11 protein-coding genes are annotated in these 13,364 nt (G+C 70.2%); 6 read left to right on the top strand and 5 right to left on the bottom strand.

Features of this window, described 5'->3' with window-relative positions:
- Nucleotides 1-85: 85 nt before the first annotated feature.
- The 4 genes from OG417_RS16295 to OG417_RS16310 all read right to left on the bottom strand — a co-directional run bounded on the left by OG417_RS16295 (nucleotide 86) and on the right by OG417_RS16310 (nucleotide 5,264).
- Nucleotides 86-1,207 (bottom strand): YncE family protein, encoded by a 1,122-nt coding sequence (locus OG417_RS16295; RefSeq protein ID WP_329256273.1) that lies wholly within the window; start codon nucleotides 1,205-1,207, stop codon nucleotides 86-88.
- Nucleotides 1,208-1,235: 28 nt separating this feature from the next.
- Nucleotides 1,236-2,546: an alkaline phosphatase family protein gene (locus tag OG417_RS16300; RefSeq protein WP_329256275.1), complete on the bottom strand. Its 1,311-nt coding sequence runs from the start codon at nucleotides 2,544-2,546 to the stop codon at nucleotides 1,236-1,238.
- Nucleotides 2,547-2,980: 434 nt separating this feature from the next.
- Complete coding sequence (locus OG417_RS16305; protein ID WP_329256277.1) at nucleotides 2,981-3,871, bottom strand: ROK family protein; 891 nt, start codon at nucleotides 3,869-3,871, stop codon at nucleotides 2,981-2,983.
- Nucleotides 3,861-5,264 (bottom strand): APC family permease, encoded by a 1,404-nt coding sequence (locus OG417_RS16310; protein WP_329256279.1) that lies wholly within the window; start codon nucleotides 5,262-5,264, stop codon nucleotides 3,861-3,863. The genes OG417_RS16305 and OG417_RS16310 overlap by 11 nt, the downstream gene beginning before the upstream one ends.
- Before the next feature lie 299 nt (nucleotides 5,265-5,563).
- Here OG417_RS16310 and OG417_RS16315 point away from each other — a divergent pair, with 299 nt between their 5' ends.
- The 4 genes from OG417_RS16315 to cimA all read left to right on the top strand — a co-directional run bounded on the left by OG417_RS16315 (nucleotide 5,564) and on the right by cimA (nucleotide 11,047).
- A complete protein-coding gene (locus tag OG417_RS16315; protein WP_329256281.1) occupies nucleotides 5,564-6,718 on the top strand; it encodes an ROK family transcriptional regulator in 1,155 nt (384 codons plus the stop codon).
- A 60-nt stretch (nucleotides 6,719-6,778) separates the two neighbouring features.
- The gene (locus tag OG417_RS16320; RefSeq protein ID WP_329256283.1) at nucleotides 6,779-7,825 is read left to right on the top strand and encodes a 3-isopropylmalate dehydrogenase; all 1,047 of its coding nucleotides are present in this window, start codon (nucleotides 6,779-6,781) and stop codon (nucleotides 7,823-7,825) included.
- Nucleotides 7,826-7,968: 143 nt separating this feature from the next.
- The gene (locus OG417_RS16325; RefSeq protein WP_329256285.1) at nucleotides 7,969-9,066 is read left to right on the top strand and encodes a branched-chain amino acid aminotransferase; all 1,098 of its coding nucleotides are present in this window, start codon (nucleotides 7,969-7,971) and stop codon (nucleotides 9,064-9,066) included.
- A gap of 409 nt (nucleotides 9,067-9,475) precedes the next feature.
- Entirely contained in the window at nucleotides 9,476-11,047 is a 1,572-nt protein-coding gene (cimA, locus tag OG417_RS16330; RefSeq protein WP_329256287.1) for a citramalate synthase, read from the top strand.
- A gap of 27 nt (nucleotides 11,048-11,074) precedes the next feature.
- On the opposite strand, the gene OG417_RS16335 is transcribed toward cimA, so the two are convergent.
- Nucleotides 11,075-11,437, bottom strand: a complete 363-nt coding sequence (locus tag OG417_RS16335; RefSeq protein WP_329256289.1) for an antibiotic biosynthesis monooxygenase family protein — start codon at nucleotides 11,435-11,437, stop codon at nucleotides 11,075-11,077.
- A gap of 283 nt (nucleotides 11,438-11,720) precedes the next feature.
- Between OG417_RS16335 and OG417_RS16340 the strand changes: the two genes are divergently transcribed.
- Both OG417_RS16340 and OG417_RS16345 read left to right on the top strand, forming a co-directional pair.
- Nucleotides 11,721-11,906, top strand: coding sequence for a hypothetical protein (locus OG417_RS16340; protein WP_329256291.1), 186 nt, complete (start codon nucleotides 11,721-11,723; stop codon nucleotides 11,904-11,906).
- A gap of 131 nt (nucleotides 11,907-12,037) precedes the next feature.
- Nucleotides 12,038-13,348, top strand: a complete 1,311-nt coding sequence (locus OG417_RS16345; RefSeq protein WP_329256293.1) for a cellulose binding domain-containing protein — start codon at nucleotides 12,038-12,040, stop codon at nucleotides 13,346-13,348.
- Nucleotides 13,349-13,364: the final 16 nt, after the last annotated feature.

Consider the following 13,364-nt stretch of genomic DNA (forward strand, 5'->3'; position numbering starts at 1 on the left):
TGCCGCACCTCCCCGTTCAGCGTCCACAGCGGGGTTTCGCGCGTCAAGCCCCCAGCCGCGTGGCAAGGTGCGGAGGGACGGCGGCTCACGGTGCTTTGGCGAACGCGATACCGAGCGGTGCGGCGTCGATCGGCTTGGTTCCGGTGCCGCCCACGACCGTGGCGATGACCTTGCCGGAGGCCACGTCGATGACCGAGACGCTGCCGGAGAACCCGTTGCCGACCCACGCCTCGGACCCGTCCGGCGTCACCGCGACCGACTCGGGCAGCTTCCCGACGCCGATCTCACCGGTGATCTTCCGGCTCGCGGTGTCGACCACCGCCACGGTGTTGTCGTTCATCTGCGTCACATAGGCACGGGTGCCGTCGGGTGTCACGTCGACCGCCCACGGCTGGTTCCCGGCCGTGATCCGCTGCCGCGTACGGCCGGTGTTCGCGTCGATCACCGCGACCTTCCCGGCCATCGGCTCCGTCACGTACAGGGTCTTGCGCGCCGGATCGACCGCGATGCCCTGCGGTCCCGCGCTGTCGCGGAAGGTGTCGATCACCCGGTTCTTCTTCACGTCGATGACGGCGATGCGATCGTCACAGGTCACGTACGCGCGGGCACCGTCCCGGCTGAACGCGACCTGCCTGGGCGCCGTCCCCACCCGGATCCGCCGGACCACCGCGTCGGTCGTGGTGTCGATCACGGCGATCGTGTCGGCGCCGCCCTTTCCGCTGTCGCCGCCGGTCACGGCCACGTACACCTTCGTGCCGTCGGGCGAGACCGCGACGTCCTTCGGGTACGGGCCGACGTGGACGGTCCGCTCGGCATGGCTGACGGCGTCGACCACGAGCACGTCGTACTGGCCGGTGTCGGCGACGTACACCTTCTTGCCGTCCGGCGTCGCGGCCACCCCCTGGGCGGCGTCGGTCTTGATGTCCGTGGCCAGGATCGTGTGGGCGGCCACGTCGACGGTGGACACGTTGTAGCCGCCGGCCAGCGCGACGTAGGCCAGGTAGCCGCCTGCGGCGCGCTTGACGCCGGGGGATGACGGCACCTCCCACTTGGGTCCGCCGGGAGCGCTGTTCGACGGGCTCGGCCTCGCCTGCGGAGACGATGACCCGGTCAGCCCGAGGGCGGCACTCGCCGGCACGGCCAGCAGGACAAGGCCCGCCGCACCCCCCGCCGCGAGGAGCCGCCGCCGTGAGATCTGCTTCAGCACGGTCGAAAGTCCCTTCTCGTCTGCCGGTTCAGCCGCGCGGCCGTGGCCGTGGGCCCTTTTCCTGCCGGGGCGGTGTCTGCGTCCCGCCGGGGAACTGCGGCGAGGGCAGGGTCGCGATCTCCTCCACCGCCTGCCTCAGCCGCCGCTTCGTGTGCGGCAGCCGCGGCGGGCGAGCATGCGATGCCATCCCCAGCGCCGAGGTCAGGTCGCCGAACGCGGACCGGCGCCACGCGCTCAGGTTCGGGATCCCCACGCCGGTGAGCTGTTCGAGGAAGCGCAGCGTGGACGTGTGGTCGAAGGGCTCGCGGGCGACCCACCCGCCGACGGTCCAGGGCGACACGATGACGCATGGCACCCGGAAACCGCCGCCGATCGGCACTCCCTGCACGTACTCGTCCGGCGTCCCCGGCGGAGGCGCCGGAGGCGGGACATGGTCGAACAGCCCGTCGTTCTCGTCGTAGTTGAGGATGAAGACCGTCTTGCGCCACACGTCCGGGTTGGACGCGATGGCGTCGATCTTGCTGGCCACGAAGTCGGCCCCGGCCGCGGGCGTGTAGTCGGGGTGCTCGGACTGGTAACTGGTCGGGATTATCCACGACACCGTCGGCAGCCGGTCGTGCGCCGCGTCGTACTCGAACTGCCCGGCCGAATAAGTGCGCAAGCCATTACGGAAGAGCGGAGACTGCGCGCCCGCGTTCTGGAATGAGGCGAAATACTCCAGCACATTACAGCCGTAGTTGTCCACCTCCTGATAGACCTTCCAGTCGATTCCCGCTTCGGTCAGCGCCTCCGGATAGGTCTTCCATTGATAGGCGATCGGATCCTTGTTGCTGGTGACCGGGCCGCCCTGCGTGCCGTCCGGATCGATGGTTCCGCTCATCAGGTAGAGGCGGTTCGGCCAGGTCGGTCCCATCAGCGAACAATGGTAGGCGTCGCAGATGGTGAACGATTCGGCCAGTGCGAACTGAAAGGGGATGTCCTCGCGCGTGTAGTAGCCCATGACATAGGGGCCGTTGGCGCCGTCGGCGGCCCGGTGCGCGGGCAGCCACTGGTCCATCTTCCCGTTGTTCCACGCCCGGTGCTGCACCGACCACGCGTGGCTGGTCGACGGGATCGCCTGGGCGCTGGTCGTACGGGTGTCCAGGTGGAAGGGCAGCAGGTAGCCGGCGGGATTCTCCACGTCGGGCTGGTAGAAGACCGACCTCCCGGTGTCCAGCGTGATCGCGTCCGGATCGGAGAAGCCGCGAACCCCGGGGAGGGTTCCGAAGTAATGATCGAACGAACGGTTCTCCTGCATGAGAATGACGACATGCTCGATGTCGTGGAGTTTTCCGTTCACGTGTGCGGGCGTTTCGGCGACGGCACGTCGCACATTGGGTGGCAGAAATTCCGCTGCGAACGCCGCCGCAGCCGTGGCGCCCGCGGCACTGAACAGGCGGCGACGGGTCAAATCAGGCATCTAACACGCTCCCGACCCGCGGGCGCCCTGAAGATACCAGGTAAATGGCAGATGCGGATGCCCGACTTGACGCGATGAGTCAATGGACGGTGATGATCATCTGTCGGGACATTAATGCGATATAGGGCCTGAAGAATAGGGTTATGGCCGGAGGCGGACAGCCTCGGAGTAAGACTCGTCCGTGCTGTTGACGAGCCGACGGCGATGTGCCATACGTGTATGGCGAAGGATTAATTGCACTCGCGGCATCGGGAAAACCGGCCCCGAAACCGACCGAGCCGGCCCTGAAACCGGCCGCGTCGGCGGATCGAGGCTCAGAGCGCCTCGACGGCGAGGGCGATGGCGCCGATGAGCGGGGCGTCGTCGAGGAAGCGCGCCGCCTCGACCGGCGGCGGGAACGGCACCGCCCGCATGACCGCGCTCTGGATGGCGGGCAGGAAGGCGTTCGCCATGCCCCCGCCGACGACGACACGCTCGGGGTCGAGGAAGGTGGCCAGGTTGGCCACGGTCATGCCGAGCGTGGCGGCGGCGTCGTCCAGGAGGTTGGCGATGGCGGGTTCGTCCCGGCCGGCGGCCAGGTCGACGGCGGTCACGGAGCGGCGCAGGAGGGTCGTGCCGCGCGCGGCCAGGCCGCTGCCGGAGGTGTACTCCTCCAGCGGCGCGTGGCCGTGGGCGTACCCGGGCTCACCCGGCTCCCGCAGCAGATAGCCGATCTCGCCCGCCGCGCCGTGCATGCCGGGCACGACGCGGCCCCCGACGATGAGGGCGGCGCCGGTGCCGGTGCCGAGGTTGACGTACAGGCCGACGTCCGTGCCCCGGAGCGCGCCCCAGTCGAGTTCGGCGGTGGCGGCCGCGTTGACGTCGTTCTCGATCCCGAGGGCGGTCACCCCGAGGCCGTCGCGCAGGATCGCGGGCAGCGGCAGGTCGTCCCAGCCGCGTACGTTGGGCGCCAGGCGCACCCGCCCGTCGCGTACGACGCCGAAGGTGGAGATCCCGGCCGCCCGGAGGCGGCCGGGGGTCGCGTCCGTCAACCCGTGGGCCGCCTCGAGCGTCCGCCGCAGGACCTCGTCGGCGCCGTCCGCGGCGCGGGTCTCGATGCGGGTGGACCGCAGCCGTTCACCGGTCGTTGTGGCGGTGGCCAGAGCGACCTTGGTGCCCCCGAAGTCGATGCCGAGGACGAAACCGGCCGATTCGTCATACGTCATGGACCGCCTCCTCGGCGTTGGGTAGGAACGACTCCTTGATCTCCTTGGGGCCGAACGGCCAGGTCCGCTCGGCGCGCGCCCAGATCAGGAAGGCCGCGACACCGGCCGCGAGCCACGCGATGGACAGCTCGATCGGCCGGGAGCCCGCGGACTTGTAGATGTAGAGCCAGCCGATCAGCGCGATGATGCCGGGCAGCGGGTAGAGCCACATCCTGTACGGCCGGGGCAGGGTCGGCTGCCGCCGGCGCAGCACGGTCACGGCCACGATCTGGGCCACCGACTGGATGAGCACGAACACCGCGGTGAGCATGCTGATCACGTCGGTCAGCGTGAAGAGACTGCCGAGCGCCGTGATGATCCCCATCGCGAACAGGCCGGCGGTCGGGAAGTTCAGGCGGGGGTGCAGCCGCCCGAACCAGGACAGGAACACCTTGTCGCGCGCGGCGTTGTAGGGCACGCGCGAGCCGCCGAGCAGCCCGGCGAACACGGAGGCGAACGCGGTGACGATGATCCCGACCGTGAAGACCTGCGCGGCGCCCTTGCCCCACGCCTTCTCCAGCACCAGCGAGGCCACCGAGCTGGAGTGCTGGGCCTGCTGCCACGGAACGACGCCGAGCACACCCACCTGGAGCAGGAAGTACAGCCCCATGATCCCGAGGATGGAGATGACGATCGCCCGCGGGATCACCCGGCCCGGGTCCTTGACCTCGGCGCCGAGGTAGGCGGCCGTGTTGTAGCCGAGGTAGTCGTAGATGGCGAGGACCAGGCCCGCCCCCAGGCCGGTGAAGAACTTCGAACCGCCGTTCTCGGGGAAGGTGAAGGCCAGGTGCGGGCTGAAGTGCGTGAAGGCGGCGAAGATCACGCCGAGCACGGAGGCGAGCATCACCACGAAGAAGAACGAGGTCAGCTTGCCGATGTCGCCGATGCGCCGGTACAGCGCGACGACCACGAGCACCACGACGCCGAGGCCGACCAGGTGACCCTTGCCGGACAGGCCGTCGCCGTGGATGAGTGAGGGCCACAGATACCCGGCGTACTGCACGAGGCCGATCACGCCCGTCGACATGATCAGCGGGATGAACAGCACCGCGGACCAGACGAACAGGAAGGGCATGAGCCGCCCGGTGCGGTACTGGAAGGCCTCGCGCAGGTAGAGGTAGGTGCCGCCCGCGCCCGGCATGGCCGCGCCCAGCTCGGCCCAGACCAGGCCGTCGACGATCGCGATGACCGCGCCGACCACCCAGCCGAACATCGCCTGGGGCCCCTCCATCGTGCTGATCATGAGGGGGATGGTGACGAACGGCCCCACGCCGCACATCTGTGTCATGTTGACGGTCGTCGCCTGGAACAGCCCGAGGCGCCGTTCGAACGACGGCGCGGTGGGACTCGCCATGGATGCTCTCCGTTCACCGGGGGTCGCCATACCCAGGGAAGATGACTCCCCTAAAGGTAAGGGAGACTTCCTAACGAAGAAACAGGATCAGGGTCCCGCAAGCTGGATCGTTCCGTGATATGCCAGCTTGTGGAGATCGGCGTGGGAGGGGACACGTGTCGACCGAGGCTGGTGTGACGGGGACTGGTGGGATCGGGACCGGCGGGCCGGGGAACGGCGGGCCGGGAAGCGGTGGGCCGGGGAACGGTGGGCCGGGGAACGTCAATCCCACCGCGAACACCACGAGTGTGTTGCGGATCATGAACGAGCGGGCCGTGTACGACCGGATCCGCGTGCTCGGCCCGGTGTCGCGGCCTCAGCTCGCCGCCGCGACCGGCCTGTCCAAGCCGACGATCTCCCTGGCCCTGGCCGACCTGGAGCGCGCCGGACTCGTGCTGTCCGTGGGCCATCGCACCGGAAACGCCGGACGCGCCGCGGCGCTCTATGAGATCCGTCCCGAGGCCGGCTGGGTGATCGGTCTCGACGTCGGGCGCGAGTGGATCCGCGCCGCCCTCGTCGACCTGAGCGGCGAGATCGCCGTACGGGAGGACGTCCCGGCCCGCGCCGGCGGCGCCACCGCGCTGATCGACCGGCTCGGCCGCATCGTCGACGACCTCGCCGCGGCGGCCGGCGGCGAGATCACCAACATCGTCCTCGCCACGCCCGGCGTACACGACGTCGAGAACCGCCGTCTCCAGCTGGCGCCGAACCTGCCCGGCTGGGACCGTCCCGGCGTCATCGGACGGCTGGCGGAGCGACTCCCGGCGCCGTTCGCGATCGAGAACGACATCGCGCTGGCCGCCCTGGGGGAGCAGGGGTACGGCCTCGGCGCCGGGCTGCGGCACTTCGTGTACGTGTCGATCGGCACCGGCATCGGCATGGGGATCATCGTGGACGGCGAGCTGTACCGCGGCGCCCGGGGCGCGGCCGGGGAGATCGCGTTCCTGCCGATGGGCGAGACCGACCCGCTCGCGAGCGCCCCCGGCACCCGCCGCCACGGCATGCTCGAATCGGTCGCCTCCGGCCCCGGCGTGGTCGCGACGGCCCAGCGGCTCGGCATGTCCGGGCGGATCACCGCCAAGCGGGTCTTCGACGAGGCGCGCGACGGCGACGAGGTCGCGGTGAACGCGGTCGTGCACGAGGCCGACCACGTCGCCCACGCCCTGGCCGGAGTGGTCGCGCTGCTCGACCCGGAGCTGATCGTGCTGGGCGGCGGCATCGGCGGCCACGGCGCGGACGTCCTCCTCGGCGCGGTCCGAGAGCGGCTGGAGACGATGACGCCGCTGGGTCCGCCGCGGATCGAGGTGTCGCCCCTGGGTGACGACGCGGTGGTGCTGGGCGCCCTGGCGACCGGCCTGGCCACGGCCCGCGCCATCGTCTTCGACCGGGCGATCGCGGGCGACCGGCCCGCTTGATACCGGTTCATGGTGTGAGACGAGTGTTCAGGCACTGAGACGCTCCGCTAAGGTACCTCCATGGCTTCTCGCAGCATCAGGCTCGCCGTGGTCCCAGGTGACGGCATCGGCCCCGAGGTCGTGGCCGAGGGCCTCAAGGTCCTCGACGCCCTCGGCCTCACGATCGAGCAGACGGTGTACGAACTCGGCGCCGCCTACTGGCACAAGACCGGTGAGGTGCTGCCCGACGCGACCCTCGAGGAGATTCGCGGCCACGACGCGATCCTGCTGGGCGCGGTCGGCGACCCGAGCGTGCCGAGCGGCGTCCTGGAGCGCGGCCTGCTGCTCAAGCTGCGATTCGAGCTCGACCACTACATCAACCTGCGCCCGGTGCGGCTCTACCCGGGCGTCGGCACGCCGCTGGCCGGCGTGCGGCCCGAAGACATCGACATGATGGTCGTGCGCGAGGGCACCGAGGGCCTGTACGCCGGTGCCGGCGGCGTCCTCCGCAAGGGCACCCCGCACGAGATCGCGACCCAGGAGAGCATCAACACCGCCTTCGGCGTCGAGCGGACCGTCCGCTACGCCTTCGAGCTCGCCGCCCGCCGCCCGCGCAAGAAGCTCACCCTCGTCCACAAGAACAATGTCCTGGTCTATGCGGGTGACCTGTGGGCGCGTACGGTCGATGCCATGGCCAAGGAGTTCCCCGAGGTCGACGTCGACTACTGCCACGTCGACGCCGCGACCATGTACTTCGTGAGCCAGCCGGCACGTTTCGACGTCATCGTCACGGACAACCTGTTCGGCGACATCATCACCGACCTGGGCGCGGCGGTGGCGGGCGGCATCGGCCTGGCCGCCAGCGGTAACCTCAACCCCTCCGGTGCCGCGCCGAGCATGTTCGAGCCGGTGCACGGCAGTGCGCCCGACATCGCCGGGCAGGGCAAGGCCGACCCGACCGCCACGATCCTGTCCGTCGCGCTGCTGCTCGACCACCTCGGCCTGGCCGACGAGGCCCGCCGGGTCGAGCAGGCCGTCGCCGACGACATCATCGAGCGCCAGGGTGCCTGGGCCGCGCGCTCGACCCGCGAGGCCGGCGACGACATCGCCGAGCGAGTAGCCGGCTAGGGCGCGCCTTCCTTTCGGACATCTCCGGGCGCGCCCCACGGCGCGCCCGTTTCGCGCTGCCGTGACGAAGGAGATAGTAGGACGTCAAAATAAGAAAAGATGGGCAAGGGCGGCACGGGGCCGCGCCGCGAGAGGACCTCCAGATGAGCAACACCTTCGACATCCGGCTCTCCCAGAACCGTACGCCGGCCGAGGAACGGCAACGGATCCTCGACAACCCGGGCTTCGGCCGGTTCTTCACGGACCACATGATCACGATCCAGTGGACCGAAGAGGAGGGCTGGCACGACGCGCGCCTGGAGCCGTACGGCCCCTTGACGCTCGACCCGGCGACGGCCGTGTTCCACTACGGTCAGGAGCTGTTCGAGGGCCTCAAGGCGTACCGCCAGGCCGACGGCTCGATCGTGACCTTCCGGCCGTACGCCAACGCGGCCCGCTTCAACACCTCGTGTGAGCGGATGGCGATGCCGCCGCTGCCCGAGGAGCTGTTCGTCCGCTCGCTGGAGCTGCTTGTCGACACCGACCGCGACTGGGTTCCCGCCGATGCGGACTCCAGCCTCTACCTGCGCCCCTTCCTGATCGCCACGCAGCGCGGGCTCGGCGTGAACAGCCCGTCGTCCTCCTTCATGTTCGTCGTCATCGCCTCGCCCTCCGGCGCGTACTTCACCGGCGGCATCAAGCCGGTCTCGGTCTGGCTCTCGGAGGACTACACGCGCGCCGCTCCCGGCGGCACCGGAGCGGCCAAGTGCGGCGGCAACTACGCCGGAGCGTTCGTCGCCCAGGCCCAGGCGGTGCGTGAGGGCTGCGACCAGGTGGTCTGGCTCGACGCCAACGAGCACCGCTGGGTCGAGGAGATGGGCGGCATGAACCTCTTCTTCGTGTACGGCTCAGGGGCGGACGCCCGCATCATGACGCCGGCCCTCACCGGCACGCTGCTCCCCGGCATCACCCGCGACTCGCTGCTGCAACTCGCCCCCGACCTGGGCATCCCCGCCGAGGAGGGCCGCATCTCCACTGACGAGTGGCGCGAGGGCAGCGCCTCGGGCGAGCTGACCGAGGTCTTCGCGTGCGGCACCGCCGCGGTGATCACCCCCGTCGGACGCGTGAAGAGCACGAGCGGTGAGTGGCTGGTCGGCTCGGGCGAGCCGGGCCCGGTGACCATGCGCCTGCGCGAGGAGCTCGTCGGCATGCAGCACGGCGAGCGCCCCGACACGTACGGCTGGATCCACAAGACGGCCTGAGGCCGGCCACCGGACGACCTGAGGCCCGCCCCGAGAGCCGACCGGGCGGCCTCAGGTCAGCGGTGTCGAGGGTGAGGCTCCAGGGGGCGCGCGGGTCGAGCGGATGAGCTGGAGCAGGAGACGGAAGATGATGCCCGCGTGAGCCGTGGTGGGGTGCCTCTCCCACCATGATCCGGTCATCGATGACCTGCTCGAATCTCACGTCATCTCAGAATGTGGAACGCCAGGTGTCACTTGCCGTACACATGTGGCAGACTCGGTTGCACCATGCGCTACGGCCTTCTCATTATCGGCTGGCGCGTCGGCTGATAGCACCACATCGCCGGCGCGCAGACCTCTCACGTCCGTGAGGGGTCATTTTGCTTTTCGGAGCAGTGCGCCTCTCGTATCCCAAAGGACTCGATACCCCATGCATGACGACGGCTTCCACGTCTACGACACCACGCTTCGTGACGGGGCCCAGCAGGAGGGCCTCAACCTCTCTGTGGCCGACAAGATCGCCATCGCACGTCATCTCGACGAGCTGGGTGTCGGTTTCATCGAGGGCGGCTGGCCCGGCGCCAACCCCAAGGACACCGAGTTCTTCCGGCACGCCCGGACCGAACTCGATCTCAAGCACGCGCAGCTCGCCGCGTTCGGCGCGACCCGCCGGGCCGGCGCGAAGGCCGCGGACGACCCACTCGTGGCCGCGCTGCGCGAGTCCGGCGCGCCGGTCGTGACCCTTGTCGCCAAGAGTCACGACCGGCACGTCGAGCTGGCCCTCCGTACGACCCTGGAGGAGAACCTCGCGATGATCCGCGACACGGTCTCCCACCTGCGTGCGGAGGGCCAGAGGGTCTTCCTCGACGCCGAGCACTTCTTCGACGGCTACCGGTCCAACCCGGCGTACGCCCTGGAGGTCGTACGGACGGCGGCCGAGGCCGGCGCGGACGTGGTCGCACTGTGCGACACCAACGGGGGGATGCTCCCGGACGAGCTGGCCGACGTGGTCGGCGCCGTCGCCGAGTCCGGTGCGCGCCTCGGCGTCCACTGCCACGACGACAGCGGCTGTGCGGTCGCCAACACGCTGGCGGCGGTGAGCGCGGGAGTGACGCATGTGCAGGGATGCGCCAACGGGTACGGCGAGCGCAGCGGGAACGCCAACCTGTTCACCGTGGTCGGGAACCTCCAGCTCAAGCGGGGGTACGACCTCGGCGTCCGGCTCGGAGAGATGACGCGTGTGGCGCACGCGGTGTCGGAGGTGACGAACGTCGCGCCGTCGTCGCAGCAGCCGTACGTCGGGACCTCGGCGTTCGCGCACAAGGCCGGGCTGCACGCCTCGGCGGTCAAGGTCGACCCGATGCTGTACCAGCACATCGACCCCGAACTCGTCGGCAACGACATGCGGATGCTGATCTCCAGCATGGCCGGCCGGGCGTCGGTGGAGCTCAAGGGCCGGGAGCTGGGGTATGAGCTGTCCGGTGAGAAGGCCAAGCAGGTCGTCGGGCGGGTCAAGGAGCTGGAGGCCTCCGGGTACACCTTCGAGGCCGCGGACGCGTCCTTCGAACTGCTGCTGCGCGAGGAGGTCGAGGGGGCCCGGACCCGGTTCTTCACCGTGGAGTCGTGGCGGACCATCGTCGAGCGCCGCACCGACGGCTCGCTGATGAGCGAGGCCACCGTCAAGCTGTACGCCAAGGGGGAGCGGATCGTCGCCACCGGCGAGGGGAACGGCCCGGTCAACGCCCTCGACCGCGCGCTGCGGCTGGCGCTCGAACGCATCTACCCCGAGCTGTCCGCACTGGAGCTCGTCGACTACAAGGTCCGCATCCTGGAGGGTACGCACGGTACGGAGGCGCGTACGCGGGTGCTCATCGAGTCGAGTGACTCGACCGGGGAGTGGGGCACCGTCGGCGTGCAGGACGACGTGATCGCCGCGTCCTGGGACGCCCTGGAGGAGTCGGTGACGTACTGCCTCCTGCGTGCCGGCCACTCACCGGCCTGAGTACGGGTTCCGCCGCGGCCGGCGTGATCAGTCCTTGGGCGTGGCGCGTTCGACGACCTCGAAGGACCACAGCTCGGAGCCGGTCGCCGCGGGGCCTCCGTGCCCGTGTCCGTGGCCGTGGCCTTCGGGGGCGTCGCGTTCGGCATCGGCACGTGCCTGTTCGTGGCCCTTCTGGAACGACTGGCTTTCGGTCCAGCGCTGGAAGTCCTCCTCGCTCCGCCAGCGTGTGTACACCAGGTAGCGGTCGTTGCCGCCGGCGGGGCGGAGCAGGGCGAACTCCTCGAAGCCTTCGGCGTTCTCCACGAGACCGGCCCGCCCGGCGAACCGGCGCTCCAGCTCGGCGCGCATGGGCTCCGGAACGGTCAGGACGTTGATCTTCACGACGCTCATGAGGGCATTGTCGCGCGCTCCGTCTCCGCTGCGGATGAGGGGTGTCTTGTGCGGTGGTTATGAAGAGCCAATGAAGAGAAAATGTCCAATTTGGGGGTCGTCGGGGTGTTTCGGTGGTGGAACACGTGCGTCTGCACGTGCAGGTCGGCGCGGATGTGAGTTTCCTCAGCGAAGGATGCTAAATAAGTGGCGGGGCGGAAATGTCTGACGGCAGACTCTTCCTCCTGTGGCGCTGGGGGCGTCGCGAGTACTTGCTTTCGTTGATCCGGGGGATGTGTCGGAGTTGCAGACTTCTCAGCACTGGTTGCGGTACGACCGCGATATCGAGCTTCTTTTGATCGCCGAGGCCAGCCGGCGGCTGACGACGCGCTCCGGCGACCAGGAGGCGATGGAGTCCGTCATGGCCCTGCTGGAGCGCCAGCAGCACGTGGCCGCCTGCCGGGCCCTTGACCGCCCCATCGAGGCCTGAGAGGCACTGCACGTACTCCGATCGCCGCCGGGGCGCCCCCGCTCAACCGTCCGCTCGTGAGGTGAAACCGTCCGCGCCGTGTCGCCGTCGAAGTCCGGAGATGTCGGTAGAGACCGGAAGACGGTGACACGGTGACGAACACTCCGGGCGACCCGGAAGCCCCCTGGGTCCGGCCGGACCACGAATCCTCCAGCGGACACGAGACCGACGCGCCGGCGACCGGAGGAGCGCCACCGGCCCCGGCGGGTGGGTGGCCGGGGAACGCCGCGCCGACGCAGGAGATGCCGGTCGGCGAGACCGTCGCCGCCGCACCGGCCGGCGGTGGCTCCGCCCAGCCGGAGGACGAGCCGCGTACCCGCGAGGTGCCCGCCCCGCCGGAGACCGCCGGGGCACCGCCCGACCTGCCGATGCTCACCCGCGAACTGCCCGTACCCGGCCACGACCTTCCCGAGGCGGCGAGAGCCGTTCCCGAGGCCGCGAGTGACCTCCCCGAGACGCCGAGCAGCCGGTCCGGCCCCTGGGACGCGGTCGTGGCCCCGTTCACGACCCCGGAGACGCAGCACGACCAGTCGGCGCCCCGGTACGGCGGGCGTACCGGGGTGTCACGCGGCGAGCCGCCCGTCGAGTACCTGCCGTCCGCCCAACATCCACCGTCCGGCGAGCACCTCCCGCCCGGCGGACCGCTGCCGTCCGGTGAGCACCTCCCGCCCGGCGTGCGGTCGCCGTCCGGTGCGCAGCCGTCGCCCGGTGGGCATCTACCATCGTCCGGCGGGGGCGGGTGGACTCAGCAGGACTCCGCCGACCATGGGAACGGTCCCGGCTCGGCCGCGGGGTCCCCGGGCCGCCCTGCCGCCCGTCCTCTCGGCGGAGGCCCGGCCGGCATGGCCATGGCCGGTACGCCGCGCGGTCCGCACGCCGGACCGCCGGGAGGTCCGCCCGGCGGCCCCGTGGGCGATCCTCCGTCCGGGACGGGACCGCGCCGTACGACGATGGCGTTCGTCGCGGCCGGCGCCGCGGTCGTGGTCGCCGGGGTCATCGCGTTGGCGTTCGGGCGGCTCGGCGGCGCCTCTCATCCCCAGGCCGGGTGCGCGGGCGAGTTCTGTCCGCGCGAGACGAGCAGCAAGGCCGCCGCGCCTCGGTTCCGCTACCGCACCGTCGAACGTGACACCGGCTACTTCGAGGGCACCGTCACGCTCGTCAACCGCGGCGCGACGCCCCTGCGTTCGTGGACGCTGACGTTCACCTATCCCGGCGCCGACGTCCACAACGCGTGGGAGGTCGTCCTGCGGCAGACGGGGCAGAACGTCGCGATCGTCAACGCCGCGACCGCCGAGCCGATCGCCCCCGGCGACGAGTTCGAGGTGCGGTTCGGCGGCTCGGGGCGTCCGGGTATGCCCACGAACTGCCGTTTCAACGGCACGCCCTGCGCCTTCGTACGGTGACCGCGGTCATCCACAA

It is taken from the genome of Actinoallomurus sp. NBC_01490 (assembly GCF_036227085.1).
GTDB lineage: Bacteria > Actinomycetota > Actinomycetes > Streptosporangiales > Streptosporangiaceae > Actinoallomurus > Actinoallomurus oryzae.

Excerpts from the sequence above, each read along its gene's own strand:
- OG417_RS16305 (WP_329256277.1), bottom strand. The coding sequence starts at position 3,871 with ATGACGTATGACGAATCGGCCGGTTTCGTCCTCGGCATCGACTTCGGG.
- OG417_RS16310 (WP_329256279.1), bottom strand. The coding sequence starts at position 5,264 with ATGGCGAGTCCCACCGCGCCGTCGTTCGAACGGCGCCTCGGGCTGTTC.
- OG417_RS16315 (WP_329256281.1), top strand. The coding sequence starts at position 5,564 with ATGAACGAGCGGGCCGTGTACGACCGGATCCGCGTGCTCGGCCCGGTG.
- OG417_RS16320 (WP_329256283.1), top strand. The coding sequence starts at position 6,779 with ATGGCTTCTCGCAGCATCAGGCTCGCCGTGGTCCCAGGTGACGGCATC.
- OG417_RS16325 (WP_329256285.1), top strand. The coding sequence starts at position 7,969 with ATGAGCAACACCTTCGACATCCGGCTCTCCCAGAACCGTACGCCGGCC.
- cimA (WP_329256287.1), top strand. The coding sequence starts at position 9,476 with ATGCATGACGACGGCTTCCACGTCTACGACACCACGCTTCGTGACGGG.
- OG417_RS16335 (WP_329256289.1), bottom strand. The coding sequence starts at position 11,437 with ATGAGCGTCGTGAAGATCAACGTCCTGACCGTTCCGGAGCCCATGCGC.